Consider the following 22,657-nt stretch of genomic DNA (forward strand, 5'->3'; position numbering starts at 1 on the left):
AATGCACCGCCGCAACGTCGTCAAAGCCTTGGGGCATCACGGCGGCGTTATCAGGTCAGATTGTGGTGCGCAAATCCCATAATTCCGGGAAAAGTTGCACTTCCAGCATCCGTTTCAGGTAATGCGTGCCCGAAGTGCCGCCGGTTCCGCGCTTCATCCCGATCACGCGCGACACCGTGGTCAGATGGTTGAATCGCCAGCGGCGGAAGTAATCTTCGAAATCCACCAGCTTTTCGGCCAGCTCATAGGCCTGCCAGTGGTGTTCGGGGTCACGGTACACCGCTTCCCAAACTGCCTGCACCCCGGGGTGATGCGCCCAAGGCTCTCGCAGATCGCGGGTCAACACATCCTGCGGCACCGGCAGACCCGAGCGGGCCAGATGGCGCAGCGCCTCATCATACAGCGTCGGGCGCGCCAGCTCTGCCTCCAGCCGCGCCATCAGGTCGAGGCGGTGGGCATGGGGGCGCAGCATGGCAAGGTTGCGGTTGCCCACCGCATATTCGATCAGCCGGTATTGCCAGGACTGAAAGCCCGACGACTGGCCAAGCGTTTCGCGAAAGGTGGTATAGTCGCTGGGCGTCATGGTGCGCAGCACGTCCCAGGCGTTGTTCAACTGTTCAAAGATGCGGGCGATACGGGCCAGCATCTTGAACGCTTCGCGCGCCCGATCCGCCGCAATCATCCGCCGGGCGGCGTCCAGCTCGTGCAGGGCAAGGCGCATCCACAGTTCACTTGTCTGGTGCTGGATGATGAACAGCATCTCGTCATGCGCGTCCGACAGCGGGGCCTGCGCGGTCAGGATGCGGTCAATCTGAAGGTAATCGCCATAAGACATGCGCCCGTCAAAGGACATCTGGGCGCCATCGGCGGCGGGATCATAGGTGGTCATTGGTATCTCCTGAATTGGGGTTGGGGGGCGGGGTCAGCCGCTCGCACCGAAATTCAGAACCGAGGTGTTGCCCATCCGCCGCCATGCGCAGGCCCAACCGCCGGGCCGACAGACCGGCGGCAGGGACCAGATTTCTGCGAAGAAATTTGCCAGGAATTTTCGAAAATTCCTGGGGCAGGTGGCGGTGTTGCGCATCAGGTCACCTTTTGCCGCGCCTTGAACTCTGGCCGGTCCCAGCGCAGTTCGGCCATGATGCGGGCAAGGATCGCCACCGCACCATCCACGTCTTGCACAGATGTATAAAGCGGGGTGAAGCCGAACCGCAGGATGTCTGGCGCGCGGAAATCGCCGACCACGCCCTCGGCAATCAGGGCCTGCATGATCGCATAGCCTTCGGGGTGGCGGAACGAGGCCTGACTGCCCCGGCTGGTATGGTCGCGCGGGGTGGCAAGGGTCAGGTCGGGGCAGGCGGCCTCGACCCCGGCGATAAAGCGGTCGGTCAGGGCCAGCGAGGTGGCGCGAAGCGCGTTCATATCCACCCGGTCCCAGATTTCCATCGCGGCATCCAGCGCGGCCATTTGCAAGATGGGCGGCGTGCCGACGCGCATCCGTTCGACCCCACGGCCGGGGCGGTAATCGGGGTCAAAGGCAAAGGGCGCCTCATGCCCCAGCCAGCCCGACAGCGCGGGGCGCGCGCGGTTCTGATGGCGGGGGGCGACATAGATGAAGGCCGGGCCGCCGGGGCCGGAGTTGAGGTATTTATAGGTGCAGCCACAGGCGAAATCGGCCCCGCAGGCCGCAAGCTCCACCGGAAAGGCCCCGGCGGAATGCGCCAGATCCCAGACTGCCAGCGCCCCCGCCGCATGGGCGCGGTCGGTGATCGCCTTCATGTCGTGGCGCCGCCCGGTGCGATAATCAACTTCGGTAATCATGGTCACGGCCACCGATTCGTCGATGGCGCCCAGCACCTCTTCGGGCGCGACGACCTTCAGCGTGTACCCATCGCCCAGCGTCTTGCACAGGCCCTGCGCCATATAAAGGTCGGAAGGAAAGTTGCCACTGTCGGAAAGAATGACCTTCCGGCCGAGGTTCATTTCAATCGCCGAGGCCAGCGCCTGATAGACCTTGATCGACAGCGTATCGCCCAAGACCACGCTGCCCGCCTCGGCGCCCACCAGCCGCGCGATGCGGTCGCCCAGACGGGACGGCAGGTCCATCCAGCCCGCGCGGTTCCAGGCGGTGATCAGCATCTGGCCCCATTCATCCTGAATGGTGCGCGCCACGCGGGCAGCGGCACTTTTCGGCAAGGGGCCAAGGGAATTGCCGTCAAGATAGATCACCCCTTCGGGCAGGTCGAACAGCGGGCGGGTCTGGGTGAAATCTGTGATCATGGCTCCTCCTGACGCGCAGTTAACGCGCTGCAGTGTCCAAGATCAATGCGGGCACCGTGAATGAAACCCCTGTGTTAACGCCCAAACCCGACCATTTATTGCCTGAAAGCGGTTGCATCAACGCCCCGCATGGTCATTATGCGCGCGCGGCAAGGCCGGGGGGATGATGGAAAAGGCGCTGGAACGCTGGCTTGACTGGCCGCAGGCTTGGGCCGTGGCTGCGCTGGCGATGATCGCTTTTCTGGGCTGGGTGGGGTTTCCTTGGGGCTTTGGCGCCTATGGGCCGGGTCTGGCGCTGGCCTGTCTGATCGTGGGACTGTGGCTGATGGCCTCTGCGGTCTTGCAGATGCGCCGCGCACGGACCACGGTAAATCCGCGTGGCGAACCCACCGCGCTGGTGACGGATGGAGTTTTTGCCATCTCGCGCAACCCGATCTATCTGGGCGACACCTTTGTCTTGCTGGCGGCCAGCTTCTGGTTCGACACTCTTGTCGGACTATGCGTGGTCACGGTCGCATTCGTGGCTGTGATGACAGAGCGCTTCATCAAGACCGAAGAGGAACGGCTGGGCGAGGCTTTTGGCGATGAGGCGGCGGCCTGGTTTCTGAAAACGCGCCGCTGGCTGTAACGGAATAAGAAGGGCGGCAGTGCCGCGAAGGAGGGACTGGGCGGATGAAGATCGGGGCTTTGGCAGAGATTTTTCCGGGTGAGAACCGGGTGGCAATGACGCCGGATTCAGCTGTGGCCTTGGCCAAGCTGGGCCATAGCAGCGTCATTCAGGCCGGTGCTGGCACTAAAGCAGGCTTTACCGATGCGGCCTATCAGGCGGCAGGGGTGACGGTGCTGCCCGATGCGGCGGCGGTGGTGGCCGAGGCCGATGTGCTGGTCAAGGTGCGCGGCCCGGAACAGGCCGAGGCACAGGCGCTGCGCGACGGCCAGACGCTGATCTCGTTCTTCTGGCCCGCCCAGAACCCCGAGCTTTTGGAAACCGTCAAGGCCCGTGGCGCGACCGTTGTGGCGATGGACATGGTGCCCCGCATCAGCCGCGCGCAAAAGATGGATGCGCTGTCCTCGATGGCCAATATCGCAGGCTACCGCGCGGTGATTGAGGCCGGGAACAACTTTGGCCGCTTTTTCACGGGCCAGGTGACGGCGGCGGGCAAGGTGCCCCCGGCCAAGGTTCTGGTCGTGGGCGCGGGCGTGGCCGGTCTGGCTGCCATCGGCACCTCGACCAGCCTTGGTGCGATCACACTGGCGTTCGACGTGCGGCCCGAAGTGGCCGAGCAGATTGAATCGATGGGCGCGGAATTCGTCTATCTGGATTTTTCGGAAACCCAGACCGACGGCGCGGCCACGGGCGGCTATGCGGCCCCCTCATCCCCCGAATTCCGCGAAGCGCAGTTGAAGAAATTCCGCGAGCTTGCGCCGGAAGTCGATATCGTCATCACCACCGCCCTGATCCCCGGTCGCCCCGCGCCAAAGCTGTGGACGGCCGATATGGTGGCGCTGATGAAGCGCGGGTCGGTCATCATCGACCTTGCCGCCGAGCGGGGCGGCAACTGCGACCTGACCGTGCCGGATGAAAAGGTGGTGTCCGACAATGGCGTGACCATCGTCGGCTATACCGATTTCCCCAGCCGCATGGCGACGCAGGCCAGCACGCTCTACTCCACCAACATCCGCCACATGCTGACGGATCTGACGCCCAAGAAAGATGGCGTCATCAACCACAACATGGAAGACGACGTGATCCGGGGCGCCACCGTGGCCAAGGACGGCGCCATCACCTTCCCGCCGCCGCCGCCCAAAATCGCGGCCATCGCGGCGCAAAAGCCGAAAGAAAAGGCCAAGGAATTGACGCCCGAGGAAAAGCGGGCAGAGGAAAAGGCGGCTTTCGCGGCGCAAACCAAGGCGCAGGTGACCCTGCTGGGCATCGGCACCGCGCTGATCCTGCTGGTGGGCTATTTCGCGCCTTCCAGCTTTATGAGCCACTTTGTGGTGTTCATGCTGGCCTGTTTCGTGGGCTTTCAGGTCATCTGGAACGTCTCGCACAGCCTGCATACGCCACTGATGGCGGTGACCAATGCGGTTTCCGGCATCATCATTCTGGGGGCGCTGGCGCAGGTGGGGTCCACCTCTGTCATCATCACCATTCTGGCAGCACTTTCGATCCTGATCGCCTCGATCAACATCGTCGGCGGCTTCCTTGTCACCCGGCGCATGCTCGCCATGTTCCAGAAATCGTAAGGGCAGGGGCAGCAAATGGATCAATTGTTTGAAATGGGCGCGCATGTCGGCGAGCCGGGCATTGTAATCGCGGCCTATGTTGCTGCGGCGGTGCTGTTCATCCTGTGTCTTGGCGGGTTGTCGGGGCAGGAAAGTGCCAAGCGCGCGGTGTGGTATGGCATTGCGGGCATGGCCTTGGCCGTTGCTGCGGCGGTGTTTTCGCCCGGCACCGGGCATCTGTGGATCATCGCGCTGATGCTGATTGTCGGCGCGGGCGTGGGCAGCGTGCTGGCCAAGCGGGTGCAGATGACGGAAATGCCCCAACTGGTGGCGGCGCTGCATTCGTTCGTCGGTCTTGCGGCGGTGTTCATCGGCTTTTCCACCCATATCGAATTGGCCGGTCTGGCTGATCTGATGGGCCTGATCTCCGACCCGCAAAAGGCGATGGAAGCCTTGATGGGCAATGCCGAAGCCGCCGCCAAATTGCAGGCGCAGGCCGAGGGATTGACGGGCTTTGCCCTGAAGCTGGTGCAGAAAACGCCGCTGGAAGTGTCGATCCTGCGGGTGGAAACCTTCCTTGGCGTGTTCATCGGCGCGGTCACCTTTACCGGCTCGGTCGTGGCTTTTGGCAAGCTGGCGGGCAAGGTGGATGGCAAGGCCAAAAAGCTGCCGGGCGGCCATATGCTGAATGCGGGGGCTGCGATCCTGTCGCTGATCCTGCTGGTGGTCTATGTGCAGACCTCGGCCTTCTGGGCGCTGGCGCTGATGACCTTGGCTGCGTTCTTCATCGGCTATCACCTGATCATGGGCATCGGCGGCGCGGATATGCCGGTCGTGGTTTCGATGCTGAACAGCTATTCCGGCTGGGCGGCATCGGCCATCGGCTTCAGCCTCGGCAATGACCTGTTGATCGTGACCGGCGCGCTGGTTGGTTCGTCTGGTGCGATCCTGTCCTACATCATGTGCAAGGCGATGAACCGGTCGTTCATCAGCGTGATCCTTGGCGGCTTCGGCGGCACCACCGGCCCGGCGATGGAAGTAACCGGCGAGCAGATTGCCATCGACGCCGAGGGCGTTGCGGCGGCGCTGAACGATGCGGATTCCGTCATCATCATTCCGGGTTACGGCATGGCGGTGGCGCAGGCGCAGCAATCGGTGTCGGAACTGACGCGCAAGTTGCGCGCCAAGGGCAAGACCGTGCGCTTTGCCATCCACCCAGTGGCAGGGCGGTTGCCCGGCCACATGAACGTGCTTCTGGCCGAGGCCAAGGTGCCCTATGACATCGTTCTGGAAATGGACGAGATCAATGAGGACTTCCCCAGCACGGATGTGGCCATCGTCATCGGCTCGAACGACATCGTGAACCCCGCGGCGCAGGAAGACCCCAACAGCCCGATCGCCGGGATGCCGGTCTTGGAATGCTGGAAGGCGAAACAGGTGTTTGTGAGCAAGCGCGGCCAAGGCACCGGCTATTCGGGGATTGAGAACCCCTTGTTCTACAAGGAAAACACCCGGATGTTCTATGGCGATGCCAAAAAGTCGCTGGATGCCCTGCTGCCGATGATCGACTGATCCGGCCAAGCAAGTGAAAAGGCCCCGGTTCGCCGGGGCCTTTTTCATTTCCGGGCCTTGGCTTGCAGCGTATCCATTTAGAGGGTCAGCCCTTCGTAAATCAGATGGTTGCCTTTTCGTGCAGCGTGGTCATTTCCGCCTCCAGCCCGGGGCGGTCAGTCCCTAGCCCTTGGCCGATGTAATTTCCCCGCATATTTCCCGTATGCCTTTGCATGCTGATAAATATATGGATTTGTTGGGGATTTTATTTTACCCCCGGATACGACTTTGCCAAGACAGGCCCCAGATGCGTGAACCTTCCGATCATCCCTTGCGCTATGCGCTGGTCAATGAACTGCACGCCCGGCCCTTTCCGGCGCTGCAAACCCCGTGCAGTGCCGTCTTTCTGGCCATCCGTGCCGAAGGCGAAGCGCAGACCCGTGACCGAAACTGCGACCGCGCACATTTGCAGGCCTTGCTTGACCGCCATGGCGCGGCGCATCCCCAACCGGGGGCCACGCATTTCTCGGGCCAGATTGGCCGGGCAGAGCTGAAATGGGAATCCCATACCGAATTCGTGGCCTATTCGGCCTTTACCCCCGGCCAGTCTGCTCACCCGTTTGATCCGGTAGAGGCGACAGTTTTTCCCGCCGACTGGCTGGCAGAGGCGCCGGGTCAGCGTGTCGTCTCGTTGCTGATCCGGGTAGAGCAAATGCCGGTTGATGAGCCGACCATGCTGCGGATGCTTGACGACTGGTTCGTGGCCGAAAGCCTGGCGGTGGCGCGTGTGGTTGATGGCGCGGCGGTGGTGGCGGGCGACTTCCGCATCGATCCGGCGGGCCACATGCGCTTTGTCGTCTTTGTCCGCCCCGGCACCGGAGAGCGGCGGGTGGGCCGCATCGTGCAGCGCCTGTGCGAGATTGAAACCTATCGCGCCATGTCGATGCTGGGCTTTGTCGATGCGCGCGGCCTGTCGGACCGGCTGAACGCGGTTGATCCGCGGCTGTCGGCGCTGGTCTCGGGCCTTGATACCGACCGCCGCCCGGCAGAGGCGGCGCTGCATGAGCTGCTGGCCATCGCGGCAGAGCTGGAAAGTCTGGCGGTGCAGAACTCGTTCCGCTTTGGCGCGACCGGAGCTTATGAGGCGATCGTGATGAACCGGATCGCCGTTTTGCGCGAAGAGCGGGTGAATGGCCGCCAGAGCTTTGGCGAGTTCATGGCGCGGCGCTATGATCCGGCGATGCGGACGGTGAAATCGGCGCAAGGCCGGCTGCGTGAAATGGCCGAACGGGCGCAGCGCGCCGCCGAATTGTTGCGCACGCGGGTGGATGTGGAACGCAGTGCGCAGAACCAGAAACTTTTGGAAAGCATGGACCACCGCGCCGACCTGGCCTTGCGGCTGCAACATACGGTGGAAGGCCTGTCGGTCGTGGCCATCAGCTATTATGCCGTCAGCCTGGCCTATTACCTGACCGGTCCCTTGGCACATGCCGCGCATCTGGAGGAATATACGACCAAGGCCATCCTGACGCCTCTGGTCATTCTGGGGGTGTGGCTGATGATCCGGCGGCTCAAGGCGCGGATGCACTAAGGTGCTTTCCCCCTGACTCTCCTCTCTTGGGCGAGAGGCACGGGGCGGGAAGGGCGCTGCGGTTGGAACATGGGGCAACGCCCTCTCCCCTTGGGGGAGAGGGATGGGGTGAGGGGGCGCCCCTCAGACCGTATCGAGATAGAGTTCCACCTTTTCCTGATCAGACAGCTCGCCGATATAGTGCAGCTCTTGCCGCTTGGTCGAGATCAGGTTCTTGATCAGTTCCGGGTGCAGGAACCGCGAGACGACGGTGCTTTGCTCCATCGCGTCGATGGCATGTTCCCAGCTATCGGGAATTTGCGGCAGATCGGGCAGGGCGTAAGAGTTGCCCACCACCGGGGTCGGCGGCTCCATCTGGTTTTCAATCCCGTCCAGCGCCGCACCCAGAATGGCCGCCAGCATCAGATAGGGGTTCACGTCGCCCCCCGCGACCCGGTGTTCAATCCGCCGCGCGCCGGGGTTGCCAGCGGGAATACGAATGGCCGCCGTGCGGTTTTCATACCCCCAGGCGATCGAGGTGGGCGCGTGTTTGCCCGGCACCAGACGTTGATAGCTGTTCTGGTGCGGCGCAAAGATCAGCGTGGAATCGTGCATCGCGTTCAGGCAGCCCGCCACCGCCTGCCGCAGCATGGCCGTGCCCTTTGGCCCGCCAGAATCGAACACGTTGTCGCCGTCCTGATTGATCAGGCTGAAATGGGTGTGCAGGCCCGAACCGGAATATTCCGGGTAGGGTTTCGCCATGAAGCTGGCGGCAAAGCCGTGGCGGCGGGCAAGGCCCTTGACCAGCATCTTGAACAGCCAGGCATCGTCGGCAGCGCGCAGCGCATCGTCGCAGTGCATCAGGTTCACTTCGAACTGACCCAGGCCGGTTTCGCTGGTCGTGGTGTCGGCCGGAATATCCATCGCCTCGCAGGCGTCGTACAGGTCGGTAAAGAAGGTGTCAAAGGCGTCAAGTGCCCGGATTGACAGGGTTTCCGCCGCCTTGCGCACCTTGCCAGACCGGGGCGAGGCCGGGGCCTGCAACGTCTTGCCAGAATCGTCGATCAGAAAAAATTCCAGCTCCATCGCGCAGACCGGGGTCAGGCCACGGGCCTTGAAGCGCTGTACCACGGTATTCAGCGCATGGCGGGGGTCGCCCTCATAAGGCTGGCCATTTTCGCGGAACATCCAGATCGGCAGCAGCGCAGTCGGTGCCTCCAGCCAGGGCATCGGCATGAAGCCGCGCTCGGTCGGTTTCAGCACGCCATCCTGGTCTCCCTGTTCAAACACCAGCGGGCTGTCATCGATATCCTCGCCCCAGATGTCGAGGTTCAGCACCGAAAAGGGAAAGCGGGTTCCGTCTTTCACAACCTTGTCGGCAAAGCGGGCCGGAACACGCTTGCCGCGCGCCTGACCATTCAGATCCGCCGCCGCGACCCGGATGGTGCGGACGTCGGGGTGTTTGCGAAGATAATCTTTCATGTTCGTATTGATCATGGTGTTGATGCGGGGCACGAGCCACCCGCGCCATACCCCCATGGCATAGCAGGCAGGTTACCGGATCATGCCCTTGATCCTTTCCCTGTTGCGACCTCCGGCGGGTGTCCCGCCAATTTGATCAAATTCAGGATACTATCGGACCAACTGCGGACGCAAGCGAATTCTGCTTTTCATGTTTTGCGGCAGGTGGCGGTTCAGCCGCTTGTTGATCCGGCCAAAGACCCAAGTGATGATCAGCGTCATGGCGATGAAATACATCGCGATGATCGGGTAGGGTACAAAGGGGTTAAACGTCTTGTCCGCGAAATAGTTCGCGTAATACAGCGCATCGCCCTGTTGGCCAAAGGCCGGAAAGCCGGAAAAGAACACCAGTGTCGTGGCGTGGAACAGAAAGATCGCCTCGTTCGTATAGGCGGGCCAGCCCAGCCGCAGCATGGTGGGCCATTCGATCCGGCGGAACTTGTTCCAGCCGGTGATACCATAGGCCTCTGCCGCCTCCAGGTCGCCCTTCGGGATCGATCGCAGCGCGCCAAAGAAGATTTCCGCCGAATAGGCCGAAGTGTTCAGGAACAGCACAAACAGCGCGCCGGCCCAGGCCTTGGTTGTCCAACTGGTGGCGATGGTCAGCCCGAACAGTTCAATCCCGGTGCGCGGCAGCAGCACCAGCGCCTCATAGGCCAGAAAAAACTGAATGAACAAAGGAGAGCCGCGGAACACGAAGATGAACCATTCCGCAGGCTTGCGCAGCCAAGCATGGCGCGACGCCTTGGCCAGCGCCAGCGCATTGGCCAGAAAGAACCCGAAGAACAACGCCAGCACACCGAAATAGATGTTCCACAGCAGGCCAGATCCGATCAGCGTGAATTCCTGGCACAGCGTGAAATCCTTTTTCGGCAAAAGGTTTTCGCCAATGCCGATAGAGCGCAGGCCATAATCCTGAATGGTGTCCCAGCAGCTCATGCGCCCGCCCTCCGCATGGCTTCGCCCGCAGCGGTGGCCTGCCCCTTGGACAGCCGGTTCGACAGGCGTTTCAGGAAGATTTCCGACACCCGGGTCATGGTCAGATAAAACACCATCAGACCCAGAAAGTAATACAGCCGCCAGTCGCCATGCGGATATTCATAGACCTGCGTTTTTGATCCACCCAGCTCTCGGGCATAATAAACGATGTCCTTGACACCAAGCAGGAACAGCAATGGCGTCGCCTTGATCAGGATCATCCACAGGTTCGACAGGCCGGGCAGGGCGTAGACCCACATCTGCGGAATAAGGATGCGGCGGAACACCTGCCCATGGCTCATGCCATAGGCCTCGGCGGTTTCCAGTTGCGCGCGCGGCACGGCCTGCATGGCGCCGAAAAGCACGTTGGCGACAAAGGCGCCAAAGACGATGGCAAAGGTAAAGACCGCCAGAAAGAAGCCGTACATCTGAAACATCAGCGGCGAGGAGGTGGCCAGCGGCACCTTGGCCTCGGCGCAGACCCGAAACTCCAGTCCCTGCCAGGGCCAGGCCGATCCGGCGGGGCAAACGGCCAGACTTTTCAGGTATTCGATGCCCTGATCCAGCGCGATCACGAAGAACATGAAAAAGATGATATCGGGAATGCCGCGCACCATCGCGATATAGGCCTTGCCGACCCAGCGCAGCGGCGCGATGGGCGACCGGGCCATGGTGGCCCCGCCAAAGCCAAAGATCATAGCGGCAGGCGCTGTAACCGCCAAAAGGATCAGCACGATCACGAAGGACCAGTAGAAATCCAGATGCTTGCCAGAGGTCAGATAGCACGAAAGCCATGACAGGCCTTCGATGGCCTTGGGATCGGCGCAGGCGGAAAACATCGGGGCGGTCCCTCGCGGCGGTCGGGGGAAAAGGGTGGCCCCGCCAGATCAGGCGGGGCCGGGGAACAGCAGGCGATGATTACCAGGTCTTGGCTTCGGGGCCGAAGAACTCTGTGATCATGGCGCTGAGGGTGCCGTCTTTCTTCATCGAGTCGATGGCAGCGTCGAACTTGCCGCGCAGCTCGGCATCCGATTTGCGGAAGGCCATGCCGACGCCGCCGCCGATCACTTCTTCCTTGTCCAGCAGCACCAGAGCGCCACCGGATTCGTCGGCGATCGGCTTGAGGTAATCCTTGTCGGCCAGAACGGCCACTGCCTCACCGTTCTTCACCGCTGCAACGGTTTCTTCGGGCGTGGCATATTCCACCAGTTTCATGCCATTCTCGGCGACAAAAGCTGCCTGGATGGTCGAGGTTTGCGCCGCAACCGGACCCGATTTCAGATCGGTATCCTTGGACAGCGTCAGATAGGCCGACGAGGCTGGCGGGATATAGGGCTGGCTGAAATCGACGACTTCGCCACGTTCCGGCGTGATCGACATGCCAGCGATGATGACGTCATAATTGCCCGATTGCAGGTTGGGAATGATGCTGTCCCACTCATTCGTGGTCCAGGTGCAGTTCAGGCTGGCGCGCTTGCACAGCTCGTCGCCCATCTTGCGCTCGAACCCGTCAACCTCGCCCTTGTCGTTGACGAAGTTGTAGGGAGGATAGGCGCCCTCGGTGCCCAGCCGCACAACATCCTGGGCGAAAGCGGTGGTGCCAAGGGTGGCAAACGTGGCGGCAAGTAGCAGTTTTTTCATTGTTAACTCCCTGTAACAGTTTGTGGTTAGGCGGCGGTGGCGGAAAGGAACCCGCGCAGCCGTTCGGTCTTGGGGTTGCCGAACAATTCGGCGGGTGCGCCCTGTTCCTCGATCTTGCCTTGGTGAAGGAAGATCACATGGTCGGAACAATCGGCGGCCAGTTTCATGTCATGGGTCACAAGCAGCATAGTGCGCCCCTCATCGGCCAGGGCCTTGATGACGCGGACAACCTCTTGCTCCAGCTCGGGGTCAAGGGCGCTGGTCGGTTCATCGAACAACAGTGCGCGGGGTTCCATGCAGAGGGCGCGGGCAATCGCGGCACGCTGTTGCTGGCCGCCCGAAAGCTGGGCGGGCCAGTTGTCGGCCTTGTCGCCAATGCCGACCTTGGCAAGGTAGTGACGGGCCTTTTCCTCGACCTCTTTCGGATCACGCTTCAGCACCGTCACCGGCGCCTCCATCACGTTCTGCAAAATCGTCAGATGGGCCCAAAGGTTGAACTGCTGGAACACCATCGACAGATTGGTGCGGATTCGCGTCACCTGCATGCGGTCGGCAGGGTGGCGTGCAAGGCCGGTGCCTTTCCACAGAACATCCTCGCCCTCAAACCTGATGCTGCCTTGCTGGCTGTCTTCCAGCAGGTTGCAGCACCGCAGCAGCGTGGATTTCCCGGAACCGGACGATCCGATCAGCGACACAACATGGCCGCGCGGCGCAACCAGATCGACCCCTTTCAGAACTTCCAACTGGCCATAGGCCTTGTGCAGGTCACGAATTTCTATGACGGGCGTGTCTTTGCTGTCGGTCACGTTCTGCCTGCGGTTCTGGGCCGGGTTCTGATCTGTTGATCAAATAGGACGCAGAAATCGCCGCTTTGCAACGGCATTTCGATGCGTCATAGCGGCCAATGCCTGTAAAAACGTCAGGTTGCGTCGTCGTTTTGTGCAGGAGGCGGCGGTGTCGGCACCGCGCGGTAAGCCGCAGGGGCGATTCGAACGATGCCTTTCAGATGCAGCGTTTCGCGGTCATCGGGCGACAGGGCGGCGTTGGCATCGGCCACGGCGGCAAAGGTAGCCTCCACATCGGCGCCCTCTGCCGCGATCAGCGGCAAGCCGGGTGTGGGTGCGGTGCGCGCCACTTCGCGCAAGGCAACCGTGTCGCCACCACGCTCGCACAGCAGCGCCCAGGTCAGCGCATCCAGTGCCGCCAGATCGGCCTGCCCGCTGGCGACCGCTGCCGCCGAAAGCCGGTGGCCACCGGTTTGTAATCCGGCCGGAAAATGCAAGCCAAGAGAGGAGGCATGGGTCTGAGGCGCGGCCCAGCCCGATTGTGACATCGGTTCGTTATAGGCCAGGGCGGTGCCGTCAAACTCGGCCAACGTGCGGCGCGGATCATCGCGCCGTGCCACGAAGACCGAGCAGTAATGGCCCGGCGGGCACCCCGGCAGACCGTAATCGGGGGTGCCGATCAGCGCCACCTTGTCATGCAGGCGCGCACGATAGGGAAAGCCGCAGGTCTGCGACAGCACCAGATCGGGCGCGGTCCAGGCGGGCCAATAGGCGTCCTCGCCCCGCGTCAGCGCCGCAGGCGCGGCAATGCCATGGCTGCGCAAGCCATCACGGATCAGCGCCCACAGCCGGTCATTCGCGGGGGCCATGCCCGCCAGCTCGTACATTGCCAACGAGGCGATCATTCCTTTTGCGCCTTCGCTCGGGCGAGGGCCGATTCAACATCGGTCAGCCCCAGAAGGTTGGTCAGCAGCCGCAACTGCTGATCTTCCTCGGCGTTGCGATCCCCGTCCGACAAGGCAACCGACCACAGCGCCTGCAACAGGCCGGTGCGCTCTTCGACGGGAACGGCGGCCTTCAGGGCGCGGGTAAAGCGCACGGTATCGGGGGCCTGCACCTCCAGCTCTTCGGCCTGGGCGCGCAGGTGAACCGCCTCGAACGGGCCAAGGCCGTGGCGGGCCATCAGGATACGCTCGATCTTTTCGACCTCTTCGGCGGCGTAAAGCCCGTCGGCGCGGGCAACCCGCACCAACAGCGCAGCCAGCGCCAGCCGGGCATCCGGGTCAGGCAGACGATCAGGGGCGGGGGCCAGAAGCTGGCGCAGGAGATCACCGAACATTGGGCCAACCTAAGGGGCCGCGAGGGCCAAGGGAAGCCCCCGGTTGATCAGGGCGGCGTGATCTGCCCGGCGCTGATGCGCACAGCGGTGCCTGCAATGCGTACCTGGTGCAGCGCGCCTTTTGCGGCAACAGCGGTCAGATGCAGCACCGACGGGCGGCCCATCTCGACCCCTTGATGCAGCGTCAGCCGGGTTTCGCCATCCGCCAATTGCCCTGCCGCCAACAGGCGCGCGGCCAGCAACGCGGTGGCCGATCCGGTGGCCGGGTCTTCGGGAATACCTGCGGTGGGCGAAAACATCCGGGCGCGGAAATCACAATCCAGTCCCGGCGTGTAAAGATAGGCAGAATCCACCCCCGCTGCCGCCATCAGGGCCGACCAGTGCGGCTCAATCGGGCGGGCGCGGGCCAGCGCATCAAGGCTGGTCAGCGGCACATACAGGAACTTTGGCCCGCCCTGCGCCAGCCCGATGTCGGGGCCAAGTGCGCCTTCCGGCAGGTCCAGCGCCGCAGCGGCCAAGGCGCGGTCGGGCGTAAAGGGCAGGGTAAAGGGCACCACCGGGGCCACGAATTCGGCCACCCCGTCGCGGATGGTTACCGGCACAAGGCCCGCCTCTTCTTCCAGCGTGATCACGGTTTCGGGCGTGCCGGCCAGATCGGCCAGCAGCAGGGCGCAGCCAACGGTGGGGTGCCCGGCAAAGGGAATTTCGGCGGTTGGAAAGAAAATCCGCACCCGTGCCGTATGGGCCGGATCGCGCGGCGCCATGACGAAGATGGTTTCCGAAAGGTTGAACTCGCGCGCGATTGTCTGCATCTGCGCGGTGGTCAGCCCATCCGCCCCCAGCACCACGGCCAGCGGGTTGCCGGCATAGCGCCGGGTGGTGAACACATCCAGCGTATGGAACGCAAGCATCACGCCTCTCCGGTTTGCAGGCGCTTGAACATCTTGGCGATCCGCCCGCCCTCTGCCTCGATCCCCCAAGGGGCATTCACGATGAACATGCCGGTGCCGATCATCTTGTGGCCATCCTTGGCGGGTGGAAAATGCAACTCCTGCCGGAACGCCTCAGGGAAGGCCTCGGTCAGCGCGCGCAGCATCGGGCCATGCGCTCCACTGGTCAGCAAGGGATACCACAGCGCCAGAATGCCCACGTTCCATTTGCGCGCCAGTTGCACCATGACCTTTGGAATGGTGTCGTAATCGGCCTTCACCTCATAGGGCGGGTCGATCAGCAGCAACCCCCGGCGCGGGCTGGGCGGCGTGATCGCCATGGCCAGCTCCAGCCCGTCGCGCTTTTGAATATGCGCGCCCCAGTCGCCAAGGGTGGCGACCAAAGCGGCATGTTCCTGCGGATGCAGCTCCGCAAGGTGCATCGTGTCCTGCTCGCGCAGGCTCATCGCGGCGACCAGCGGAGAGCCTGGGTAGGCCGTAGCACCATACCGCGCCCGCACCGCCTCCAGGATTGTGCGATAGGGGTGGCGGCGGTCGAACTGCGGTTCCAGCAGGGTGACACCCGCCGCCGCCTCGCCCGTCTTCAGCGCCTCTTGCCCGGCAAGGTCGTAAAGGCCCCGCCCGGCATGGGTTTCGATATAGGACAGGGGTTTGTCCTTCTGGGTCAGGTAGTCCAGCATCCAGGCCAAAAGCGCGTGCTTTTGGACATCGGCAAGGTTACCTGCGTGATAGGCGTGTTGATAGGACAGCATGGGAATGACCTATCCGGCTTGTGCCCATGGCGCAACGGCTGTCCGGGCGGGGAAACGCATCGCGTTTCCCCGCCCGTGAGTGCGATTTCAGTTCGAGACCTGTCAACACGCAGTGCCAGAGGCCAGTGCCTGCCCCGGCGGGCGCTGGCCGGGCCTTAGTGGCCCGGCGGTGCAACTTGCCAGCGTATCCGTGTGGCGAAAGCGATGGCCTTCGCCATGGCGCCGCTGGCACGGGCGCGAGGTGGTCTTACGGCACCGGCGCCCAGATCACATCGTCAATCCTCGGCGCGCCGGTGGCCAGCATCACCAGTCGGTCAAACCCCAGCGCGATGCCGCTGGCGGCGGGCATATGGGCAAGGGCTGCCAGAAAGTCCTCATCAATCGGATAGGTCTCGCCGTAGACGCGCTGTTTTTCAGCCATCTCGGCCTGAAAACGGATGCGCTGTTCGGTGGGGTTGGTCAATTCGCCAAAGCCATTGGCCAGTTCCACACCGCAGGCATAAACCTCAAACCGTTCGGCCACGCGCGGGTCATCGGGCGTGCGGCGGGCAAGGGCGGCTTCGGCGGCGGGGTAGCGGTCAAGCACGGTCACGCGGCCCATGCCCAGATGCGGCTCTACCCGGTCCACCAGCACGCGAGAGAGAAGGTCAGACCAGCTATCCCCCTCGCGCACGGTGATGCCCACGGCGGCCACCTGTGCAGCCAGCGCGTCGCGGTCGGGCGCACCATCCGCACTGATCGTTGCCAACAGGTCGATGCCGGCATGGCGCGAAAACCCTTCGGCCACCGACAGGCGTTCAGGCTCGGCCAAGGGGTCACATTCGCGCCCGCGAAACCGCAGCCGGTCGGCCCCGGTCACCTGAACCGCCAGCCGCAGAAAGGCCATCGTATCGGCCATCAGCACCTCATAGCCATCGCCCACCCGATACCATTCCAGCATGGTGAATTCTGGCGAATGCAGCGCCCCACGCTCGCGGTTGCGCCAGACATGGGCGAAGGCGGCGATGCGGGTTTCCCCCGCCGCCAGCAGTTTCTTCATCGCAAATTCGGGCGAGGTGTGCAGATACATCCGCCGCGACCCGCCCGCATCATCCAGCGCGTCAGTGGCAAAGCCATGCAGATGCGCCTCGTTCCCCGGTGAGATTGCCAGCGCCGCCGGGTCCACCTCGGTAAACTCCCGCTCGGCCAGCCAGCCGCGAATGCCCGCCTGAATCCGGTTGCGGGCCAGCAAAAGCGGCCTGCGGTCGGCGTGCCGGGCCTTGTCCCACCAGCTTGTCGTCATGTTTTCTGCCTTTCGGCTGGAAATCCGGGCCAAGATGCGCTAACCGCGCCGTCAATCGTGCGTCCCATTAGGACGGCGGACCGAAAACCACAAGGAATGCATCCGTGAAAGTCATCGCCTCGTCCCTGCGCAAGGGCAATGTCGTCGAGATGGACGGCAAGCTCTATGTCGTCCTGTTGGCCGAAACCTACCGCCCCGGCAAGGGCACGCCCACCACCAGCGTGGACATGCGCCGCATCTCGGACGGGGTGAAGGTGTCGGAGCGCTGGAAGACCACCGATCAGGTCGAAAAGGCCACGGTGGATGAACGCGACTATGACTTCCTTTACGAAGACGGCGAAGGCTTCCACTTCATGCAGCCCGAAAGCTACGATCAGGTTGTGGTGACCGAGGATGTGATGGGTGCTAACAAGGCCTACCTTCAGGAAGGCATGCGCTGCTATGTGAAAACCTTTGACGGTGCGCCGATCGCCATCGAAGTGCCGCAAAAGATCACGGTCGAGATCGCCGAGACCGAACCGGTGGTCAAAGGCCAGACCGCCTCGTCCAGCTACAAGCCCGCGATGACCAACACCGGCCTGCGCGTGATGGTGCCGCCGCATATCGGGGCTGGCACCCGCATTGTCATCAACACCGATGACGACAGCTATGTGGAACGCGCCAAGGACTGATCCTCAGGCCAGCCAGATCATACCCCCGGTGCCGCAGGGTGCCGGGGGTATTCTTTTGGCCGTCACGACAGGCGGCGCGGTTTCTGCTATCCTTGCCCCACGAACGGAGTGGAGGGGGAAACCATGACTGCCATGAACGTCGTCCATATGCGCGTCAAGCCGGGGAAAGAGGACGAATTCCTCAAGCTGCACAGCGACATGCCGATGGAGGGGATGAAGGGCGCCATCAGCTTTTCGGTGGTCCGCTCGGGTGAGCGCAGCTTTATCATCGTGGGCGAGTGGGAATCGCTTGATGCGATGGCGGGCGCCCGACCCGCGATGATCGCCAACCTCGACAGGCTGCGGCCCATTCTGGAAGACCTCGGCGGTGGCCGCGGCGTGACCGAGCCGTGGTCAGGCGAAGTGGCCCTGCACCGGCGCGGCTAGTTCCCCCGCGCGCAGGACCTGCCATCGACCTTCAGGATGCCCTTGGGCCGATAATTCGCCACGGCCGTGCGCGCGGCAAGGCCGATCAGGCAGGCCAGCTCATCCTCTCGGTCGGCATTCGGCGTCAGCAAGCTGGCCCGAACGCCAAACACCGGCGTGCCATCATAGGGCAGGCTGGTTTCGCCCGGCGAAATGCCGACGGTGACCGACAGGGTATAGAGCCATTCCTTCCCTTGGGTGGTCTTGACCCATTTGCCTACATCGCTTTCGGGCACCACATTCACCACCACATCCGCGCCGGGGCCGTTCTTGGCCGTCATGCCCGAATGGCGCATCGCCTTGGCCAAGGGGGGCAGCAGGTATTCGCCATAGCCACTGGAATATTGGGTGGAGGACAGTTCGATGATGTAGGTCTTGCCGTCGAGCGGGGCGGCCATGGCCGGCAGGGGGAGGAGCAGGGCGAGAAGGGGCAGGGCGCTGCGCATGGGGGGCCTTTGGGTGGGGTAAGGCAGGGTAGGCCGCGCGGAGGGAGTCGGGCAAGGGGGCGGAGGGGGTGATGGTGCGTGGGGACCACGCACCCTATGGGTATTTGCAGAATTTCGGCGATATGACGAAATTCTGCTGCGTCCGCCCCCCGGGGGGCCCAGTTACAAATTTGGAACCCGCTGCGCTAGTGGAAAACCCCTTGGCCTATCGCAGGACACTCCTCAATCAAGAGCAAGTGCGGACACCTTTTTCTACCAGATCTTTCCATTTTGGACCGAGCACATCTCGGGCGTCCACACCGTTAGCAAAGCCGGGCTCGCCCTTCTTCAGCATTAGAACCGCGAGTTGCGCATCATTACTACCAGTGAAAATTACTTGGCCGCCCGTGTAAGTAGTGTTTGCATAGCCATAGGTTGTGTTACCGTAAGTATTAAAGGTACCAGTGGTATAGGCCCCAGTATAAGGAGTGCGAACAGTTGAAACGTTGTTCTGAGCGCTCGCCCCGCCAATTATGAAACGATCATAGCCCCGTCGCAGAGTCTCAACCGCAGCCATTTTTGCAGCTACCTTCTGAGCGCCTTGCACGCCACAGGCGGGGGCAGCGCTGGTCGTGAGAAGGAATTGATTCTTTGCCACTGGTGTGACTGAGGTGGCTGCACATGCTGCTAGAAAAGGGAGAACTAGCAGAGTTGAAAGTCTTGAATTACGCAATTCATCGCTCCGCGAATTCAATTCAGGGGCAAAGCTATAACTTACGTTGTGTAATGCAAGAAATTTAAAGCCCCCCTCACACCAACCGTTCCCCCTCCTTCGCCGCCCGGATGAAATCGGCGAACAGCGGATGGGGGGCGAAGGGTTTGCTTTTCAGTTCGGGGTGGAATTGCACGCCGATGAACCAGGGGTGGTCTTTGACCTCGACGATCTCGGGCAGGCTGCCGTCGGGGCTCATGCCGGAAAAGATCAGGCCGCATTGCTCCAGTTGCTGGCGATACTGGATGTCGACCTCATAGCGGTGGCGGTGGCGTTCCTCGATCGTGGTGGCGTGATAGACCTCGGCCACCTTCGAGCCTTCTTTCAGCTGTGCGGTATAGGCGCCAAGGCGCATGGTGCCGCCCTTGTCGTCATCGGCCTTGCGCCGCACGGTGTGATTGCCCTGCACCCATTCTTTCAGGTGATAGACAACGGGGGTAAAGCGCTTGTCGCCGGATTCGTGATCGAACTCCTCCGACCCGGCGTTCTTCACGCCAGCCAGGTTGCGCGCGGCCTCGATCACGGCCATCTGCATGCCCAGACAGATGCCCAGATAGGGCACCTTTTTCTCGCGCGCAAAGGTGGCGGCCTTGATCTTGCCTTCGGTGCCGCGTTCGCCAAAGCCGCCGGGCACCAGAATGGCGTGGAAGTTTTCAAGGTAGGGCGCCGGGTCTTCGCGTTCAAAAATCTCGGCGTCGATCCATTCGGCGCGCACTTTCACACGGTTAGCCATGCCGCCATGGGTCAGCGCCTCGGCAATCGACTTATAGGCGTCTTCAAGCTGGGTGTATTTGCCGACGATGGCCACCTTCACCTCGCCCTCGGCATGGGTCAGGCGGTCCATCACATCTTCCCAGCGGGTCAGGTTGGGGCGCGGCGCGGGGGTGATGCCAAAGGCGTCCAGCACGGCCTGATCAAGGCCCGCGCGGTGATAGGCCAGCGGGGCCTCATAGATCGTTTTCAGGTCATAGGCCGGAACCACCGCCTCTTTGCGCACGTTGCAGAAAAGGGCGATCTTTTCCAGCTCACGCTCGGGGATCGGGTGTTCCGACCGGCAGACCAGCACATCGGGGGCAAGGCCGATACTTTGCAGTTCCTTGACCGAATGCTGTGTGGGCTTGGTCTTCAACTCTCCGCTGGCCGAAAGATAGGGCAGCAGCGTCAGGTGCATCAGGATCGATTGGCCGCGCGGGCGTTCGTGGATGAACTGGCGGATGGATTCGAAGAACGGCAGGCCTTCGATGTCGCCGACCGTGCCGCCGATCTCGCAAAGCATGAAATCAACCTCATCCTCGCCGATGCGCAGGAAGTCTTTGATTTCGTTTGTAACGTGCGGGATGACCTGAATGGTCTTGCCCAGATAGGTGCCCTTGCGTTCCTTTTCCAGCACGTTGGAATAGATCCGGCCCGAAGAGATGGAGTCGGTCTGGCGGGCATGAACGCCGGTGAAGCGTTCGTAATGGCCAAGGTCCAGGTCGGTTTCGGCGCCATCATCGGTGACGAACACCTCGCCATGTTCAAACGGGCTCATCGTGCCGGGATCGACGTTCAGATAGGGGTCCAGCTTGCGCAAGCGGACCGTGTAGCCCCGGGCTTGCAACAGCGCGCCAAGGGCAGCCGACGCCAGACCCTTGCCCAGCGACGAAACCACGCCGCCGGTGATGAAGATGTAACGCGCCATGAGGACCCCGCAGATGAATGCCTGATTCGCCGCGACAATGCGCAGCCACTACGGGACTTGGATTATAACGCCAAAGGCGTCATTGCGCAAGCCGACCGCAAGATAATGAAGAAAGGGGCGCCGAAGCGCCCACAGGTTGTGGTTAGTTGCTGGGTGCCGCAGGCGCAGCCGGTGCTGCCGGAGGGGCAGCAGGCGCATCGCCCGGCGTGGGCGGCAGCAGGTCGCTGCCGGTGGGCAGGTTGCCTGCGGGCGCGGGGGCCGGGGCTTCGGTGCCCGTGGCGGGCGGCGTGGCAAGCTGATCGGCGATCGAGCCTGCGGTGTTCACCCGCGTTGCGATGGCCGTCAGCAAGATCGAGGTGATGATGAAGCCGATGGCAAAGATCCACGTCAGCTTGGACAGGGCGGTGGCCGCCCCCCGGTTCGACATGACGCCGCCGGTGGACCCCATGCCCAGACCGCCGCCTTCGGACCGCTGAAGCAGCACAACCCCGATGAGGAGAAGCGCAAGGATCAGGTGGATGGTGAGGACGACGTTTTCCATAGGGCTTCCCAAAGCTGACGCGCCTATCTAGGCGGAAGGGGGATGGCACGCAAGAGGGCGCGCGCCATCGCGCCGCCTGTGTCCTGCGCGTGCCACAGATATGGGATGGCGTGGCTGGCACAGGGGCACCTCATCTGGATCGGGTGGCCGCGCGTGGGGCGCAGGTTTTGGTCACGTTGTTCGCTAGGCCCGCAATCAAATCGGGGAATGCGATCAGCGTTACCGCATCCGGCCCCTGATAGCTTTGTGGCGGAGACCGTGTCAGGACGGCCAATACCGCTGCGATATGGAGGTGAGCATCCGGCGTGGACTATCGGCAGGGTCTTGCGACAATAGCCGCCGATGGCCGGATGCTGCGCTGCGGCATGGCATTTGCGCTGTGACGCGGCGTCATTCTGGCCAAGGGCGTGGCAGGCTATTTTCTCGCCCGCGCCTGCCATGTTTCCGCCCAAGCGCCGCCCTAGATCCGCAGCATCGAATCCACTGTGAAGCTGAACCCCTGTGAACCTGAAAGTTGCCTCCATGCGTACTGTTCTTGCTGCCGCTCTTGCCTTTGCCGCTCTGCCTGTCGGGGCAGCCACCGTAACCGAGACCACTGATTTTTCGTCGGACTGGTTCAACCCCACCGCCATTGCCTCCGGCACCTCTCAGGTGTCTGGCACTGCCAGTGATCTGGATGTGCTGTTGCTGACCGGGCTGAAGGCCGGGGCGCAGACGCTGGCATTTGGGTTTTCGGGGGCGAGCATCTACACCTCGGGCAACCTGACTGCCGGCGGGGCGATCCTTTACAGCTATACCCCGTTCCAGTGGGGCTGGGACAATGACGGGATGACCAATTATCAGGTCAGCTATAATAGCTGGAATGTCGGCACGCCGTGGTTCGGGCAATCGGGGGCGCTGACCTCGACCGCCAGCCTGACGCTGAATGATGCCTTCCTTGGCACGTTGTATCTGGCGATTGTGCCGTGGAATGCCACGCCCCTGGCCTATACCATCGACTTACCCATGGCCGTCGCAGCCCCTGCGCCGCTGCCTCCGACAGAGTCGCCCGCCAACGTGCCGGTTCCGGCGGCGGGTCTGCTGCTGGGTGCCGCGCTGGCGCTGGCCGGTGTGGCATCTGGTCGCCGCAAGCGAGCCTGAGCGTCAGCAAGCCATTGGAAAAGGCCGGTTAGGGGTAACCTGCGCCGGCCTTTTCCATGCGGGCGGGCAAGGTCCGCGATCACTAGT

The 22,657-nt window shown here is 62.7% G+C and carries 24 protein-coding genes; 7 read left to right on the forward strand and 17 right to left on the reverse strand.

Annotation, left to right across the window (positions count from 1 at the left end; genetic code table 11):
• Window positions 1-55: 55 nt before the first annotated feature.
• From kynA to kynU, 3 genes are read right to left on the reverse strand one after another with little or no spacing between them, the layout of a single operon-like run.
• Window positions 56-889: a tryptophan 2,3-dioxygenase gene (kynA, locus tag JI744_RS04575; protein WP_202658512.1), complete on the reverse strand. Its 834-nt coding sequence runs from the start codon at window positions 887-889 to the stop codon at window positions 56-58.
• Between the two features lie 33 nt (window positions 890-922).
• Window positions 923-1,084, reverse strand: coding sequence for a hypothetical protein (locus tag JI744_RS04580; protein WP_202658513.1), 162 nt, complete (start codon window positions 1,082-1,084; stop codon window positions 923-925).
• On the reverse strand, window positions 1,084-2,277 hold the full coding sequence (gene kynU / locus JI744_RS04585; RefSeq protein ID WP_202658780.1) for a kynureninase: 1,194 nt from the start codon (window positions 2,275-2,277) through the stop codon (window positions 1,084-1,086). Before kynU ends, JI744_RS04580 begins: the two co-directional genes overlap by 1 nt.
• Window positions 2,278-2,446: 169 nt before the next feature.
• Here kynU and JI744_RS04590 point away from each other — a divergent pair, with 169 nt between their 5' ends.
• From JI744_RS04590 to JI744_RS04605, 4 genes are all read left to right on the forward strand, one after another.
• The gene (locus JI744_RS04590; protein ID WP_202658514.1) at window positions 2,447-2,908 is read left to right on the forward strand and encodes a methyltransferase family protein; all 462 of its coding nucleotides are present in this window, start codon (window positions 2,447-2,449) and stop codon (window positions 2,906-2,908) included.
• A gap of 44 nt (window positions 2,909-2,952) precedes the next feature.
• Window positions 2,953-4,527 carry a Re/Si-specific NAD(P)(+) transhydrogenase subunit alpha gene (locus JI744_RS04595; protein ID WP_202658515.1) on the forward strand — a complete coding sequence of 525 codons (1,575 nt, stop codon included), beginning with the start codon at window positions 2,953-2,955 and terminating at the stop codon, window positions 4,525-4,527.
• Between the two features lie 15 nt (window positions 4,528-4,542).
• On the forward strand, window positions 4,543-6,078 hold the full coding sequence (locus tag JI744_RS04600) for an NAD(P)(+) transhydrogenase (Re/Si-specific) subunit beta (protein ID WP_236019252.1): 1,536 nt from the start codon (window positions 4,543-4,545) through the stop codon (window positions 6,076-6,078).
• Between the two features lie 286 nt (window positions 6,079-6,364).
• Window positions 6,365-7,648: a DUF3422 family protein gene (locus JI744_RS04605; protein WP_202658516.1), complete on the forward strand. Its 1,284-nt coding sequence runs from the start codon at window positions 6,365-6,367 to the stop codon at window positions 7,646-7,648.
• Between the two features lie 123 nt (window positions 7,649-7,771).
• On the opposite strand, the gene JI744_RS04610 is transcribed toward JI744_RS04605, so the two are convergent.
• The 10 genes from JI744_RS04610 to epmA all read right to left on the reverse strand — a co-directional run bounded on the left by JI744_RS04610 (window position 7,772) and on the right by epmA (window position 16,875).
• The gene (locus JI744_RS04610) at window positions 7,772-9,109 is read right to left on the reverse strand and encodes a glutamine synthetase family protein (RefSeq protein ID WP_202658517.1); all 1,338 of its coding nucleotides are present in this window, start codon (window positions 9,107-9,109) and stop codon (window positions 7,772-7,774) included.
• Window positions 9,110-9,259: 150 nt separating this feature from the next.
• On the reverse strand, window positions 9,260-10,087 hold the full coding sequence (locus JI744_RS04615) for an ABC transporter permease (RefSeq protein ID WP_202658518.1): 828 nt from the start codon (window positions 10,085-10,087) through the stop codon (window positions 9,260-9,262).
• Window positions 10,084-10,965 carry an ABC transporter permease gene (locus JI744_RS04620; protein WP_202658519.1) on the reverse strand — a complete coding sequence of 294 codons (882 nt, stop codon included), beginning with the start codon at window positions 10,963-10,965 and terminating at the stop codon, window positions 10,084-10,086. Before JI744_RS04620 ends, JI744_RS04615 begins: the two co-directional genes overlap by 4 nt.
• Before the next feature lie 79 nt (window positions 10,966-11,044).
• Window positions 11,045-11,767, reverse strand: a complete 723-nt coding sequence (locus JI744_RS04625; RefSeq protein WP_202658520.1) for a transporter substrate-binding domain-containing protein — start codon at window positions 11,765-11,767, stop codon at window positions 11,045-11,047.
• 26 nt (window positions 11,768-11,793) lie between these two features.
• Complete coding sequence (locus JI744_RS04630) at window positions 11,794-12,573, reverse strand: ABC transporter ATP-binding protein (protein ID WP_202658521.1); 780 nt, start codon at window positions 12,571-12,573, stop codon at window positions 11,794-11,796.
• Between the two features lie 113 nt (window positions 12,574-12,686).
• A complete protein-coding gene (locus tag JI744_RS04635; RefSeq protein WP_202658522.1) occupies window positions 12,687-13,457 on the reverse strand; it encodes a phosphate/phosphite/phosphonate ABC transporter substrate-binding protein in 771 nt (256 codons plus the stop codon).
• A complete protein-coding gene (locus tag JI744_RS04640) occupies window positions 13,454-13,891 on the reverse strand; it encodes a tellurite resistance TerB family protein (protein WP_202658523.1) in 438 nt (145 codons plus the stop codon). Before JI744_RS04640 ends, JI744_RS04635 begins: the two co-directional genes overlap by 4 nt.
• 47 nt (window positions 13,892-13,938) lie before the next feature.
• On the reverse strand, window positions 13,939-14,802 hold the full coding sequence (locus JI744_RS04645) for a PhzF family phenazine biosynthesis protein (protein WP_202658524.1): 864 nt from the start codon (window positions 14,800-14,802) through the stop codon (window positions 13,939-13,941).
• Window positions 14,802-15,593: a 23S rRNA (adenine(2030)-N(6))-methyltransferase RlmJ gene (locus tag JI744_RS04650; protein ID WP_202658525.1), complete on the reverse strand. Its 792-nt coding sequence runs from the start codon at window positions 15,591-15,593 to the stop codon at window positions 14,802-14,804. The genes JI744_RS04645 and JI744_RS04650 overlap by 1 nt, the downstream gene beginning before the upstream one ends.
• Before the next feature lie 247 nt (window positions 15,594-15,840).
• The gene (gene epmA, locus JI744_RS04655; protein ID WP_202658526.1) at window positions 15,841-16,875 is read right to left on the reverse strand and encodes an EF-P lysine aminoacylase EpmA; all 1,035 of its coding nucleotides are present in this window, start codon (window positions 16,873-16,875) and stop codon (window positions 15,841-15,843) included.
• Between the two features lie 104 nt (window positions 16,876-16,979).
• On the opposite strand from epmA, the gene efp reads away from it, so the two are divergent.
• Both efp and JI744_RS04665 read left to right on the forward strand, forming a co-directional pair.
• Window positions 16,980-17,546, forward strand: coding sequence for an elongation factor P (gene efp, locus JI744_RS04660; protein WP_202658527.1), 567 nt, complete (start codon window positions 16,980-16,982; stop codon window positions 17,544-17,546).
• A gap of 123 nt (window positions 17,547-17,669) precedes the next feature.
• Window positions 17,670-17,972: a putative quinol monooxygenase gene (locus tag JI744_RS04665; protein ID WP_202658528.1), complete on the forward strand. Its 303-nt coding sequence runs from the start codon at window positions 17,670-17,672 to the stop codon at window positions 17,970-17,972.
• On the opposite strand, the gene JI744_RS04670 is transcribed toward JI744_RS04665, so the two are convergent.
• The 4 genes from JI744_RS04670 to secG all read right to left on the reverse strand — a co-directional run bounded on the left by JI744_RS04670 (window position 17,969) and on the right by secG (window position 21,430).
• A complete protein-coding gene (locus JI744_RS04670; protein ID WP_202658529.1) occupies window positions 17,969-18,409 on the reverse strand; it encodes a hypothetical protein in 441 nt (146 codons plus the stop codon). The two genes, JI744_RS04665 and JI744_RS04670, sit on opposite strands and share 4 nt — an antisense overlap.
• Before the next feature lie 274 nt (window positions 18,410-18,683).
• Entirely contained in the window at window positions 18,684-19,094 is a 411-nt protein-coding gene (locus JI744_RS04675; protein ID WP_202658530.1) for a hypothetical protein, read from the reverse strand.
• Window positions 19,095-19,245: 151 nt separating this feature from the next.
• Window positions 19,246-20,889: a CTP synthase gene (locus tag JI744_RS04680; protein WP_202658531.1), complete on the reverse strand. Its 1,644-nt coding sequence runs from the start codon at window positions 20,887-20,889 to the stop codon at window positions 19,246-19,248.
• A gap of 142 nt (window positions 20,890-21,031) precedes the next feature.
• Complete coding sequence (secG, locus tag JI744_RS04685) at window positions 21,032-21,430, reverse strand: preprotein translocase subunit SecG (RefSeq protein ID WP_202658532.1); 399 nt, start codon at window positions 21,428-21,430, stop codon at window positions 21,032-21,034.
• Window positions 21,431-21,952: 522 nt separating this feature from the next.
• On the opposite strand from secG, the gene JI744_RS04690 reads away from it, so the two are divergent.
• Complete coding sequence (locus JI744_RS04690; protein WP_202658533.1) at window positions 21,953-22,570, forward strand: hypothetical protein; 618 nt, start codon at window positions 21,953-21,955, stop codon at window positions 22,568-22,570.
• The last annotated feature ends 87 nt before the right edge of the window (window positions 22,571-22,657 follow it).

Source organism: Fuscibacter oryzae (genome assembly GCF_016765795.1).
Taxonomy (GTDB): Bacteria; Pseudomonadota; Alphaproteobacteria; order Rhodobacterales; family Rhodobacteraceae; genus Fuscibacter; species Fuscibacter oryzae.

Excerpts from the sequence above, each read along its gene's own strand:
- JI744_RS04650 (WP_202658525.1), bottom strand. The coding sequence starts at position 15,593 with ATGCTGTCCTATCAACACGCCTATCACGCAGGTAACCTTGCCGATGTC.
- JI744_RS04580 (WP_202658513.1), bottom strand. The coding sequence starts at position 1,084 with ATGCGCAACACCGCCACCTGCCCCAGGAATTTTCGAAAATTCCTGGCA.
- JI744_RS04645 (WP_202658524.1), bottom strand. The coding sequence starts at position 14,802 with ATGCTTGCGTTCCATACGCTGGATGTGTTCACCACCCGGCGCTATGCC.
- secG (WP_202658532.1), bottom strand. The coding sequence starts at position 21,430 with ATGGAAAACGTCGTCCTCACCATCCACCTGATCCTTGCGCTTCTCCTC.
- JI744_RS04690 (WP_202658533.1), top strand. The coding sequence starts at position 21,953 with ATGCGTACTGTTCTTGCTGCCGCTCTTGCCTTTGCCGCTCTGCCTGTC.
- JI744_RS04595 (WP_202658515.1), top strand. The coding sequence starts at position 2,953 with ATGAAGATCGGGGCTTTGGCAGAGATTTTTCCGGGTGAGAACCGGGTG.
- JI744_RS04615 (WP_202658518.1), bottom strand. The coding sequence starts at position 10,087 with ATGAGCTGCTGGGACACCATTCAGGATTATGGCCTGCGCTCTATCGGC.
- JI744_RS04600 (WP_236019252.1), top strand. The coding sequence starts at position 4,543 with ATGGATCAATTGTTTGAAATGGGCGCGCATGTCGGCGAGCCGGGCATT.
- JI744_RS04605 (WP_202658516.1), top strand. The coding sequence starts at position 6,365 with ATGCGTGAACCTTCCGATCATCCCTTGCGCTATGCGCTGGTCAATGAA.
- JI744_RS04610 (WP_202658517.1), bottom strand. The coding sequence starts at position 9,109 with ATGAAAGATTATCTTCGCAAACACCCCGACGTCCGCACCATCCGGGTC.
- JI744_RS04680 (WP_202658531.1), bottom strand. The coding sequence starts at position 20,889 with ATGGCGCGTTACATCTTCATCACCGGCGGCGTGGTTTCGTCGCTGGGC.
- epmA (WP_202658526.1), bottom strand. The coding sequence starts at position 16,875 with ATGACGACAAGCTGGTGGGACAAGGCCCGGCACGCCGACCGCAGGCCG.
- JI744_RS04640 (WP_202658523.1), bottom strand. The coding sequence starts at position 13,891 with ATGTTCGGTGATCTCCTGCGCCAGCTTCTGGCCCCCGCCCCTGATCGT.
- JI744_RS04625 (WP_202658520.1), bottom strand. The coding sequence starts at position 11,767 with ATGAAAAAACTGCTACTTGCCGCCACGTTTGCCACCCTTGGCACCACC.
- kynA (WP_202658512.1), bottom strand. The coding sequence starts at position 889 with ATGACCACCTATGATCCCGCCGCCGATGGCGCCCAGATGTCCTTTGAC.
- JI744_RS04670 (WP_202658529.1), bottom strand. The coding sequence starts at position 18,409 with ATGGCCGCCCCGCTCGACGGCAAGACCTACATCATCGAACTGTCCTCC.
- JI744_RS04665 (WP_202658528.1), top strand. The coding sequence starts at position 17,670 with ATGACTGCCATGAACGTCGTCCATATGCGCGTCAAGCCGGGGAAAGAG.
- JI744_RS04620 (WP_202658519.1), bottom strand. The coding sequence starts at position 10,965 with ATGTTTTCCGCCTGCGCCGATCCCAAGGCCATCGAAGGCCTGTCATGG.
- JI744_RS04635 (WP_202658522.1), bottom strand. The coding sequence starts at position 13,457 with ATGATCGCCTCGTTGGCAATGTACGAGCTGGCGGGCATGGCCCCCGCG.
- JI744_RS04590 (WP_202658514.1), top strand. The coding sequence starts at position 2,447 with ATGGAAAAGGCGCTGGAACGCTGGCTTGACTGGCCGCAGGCTTGGGCC.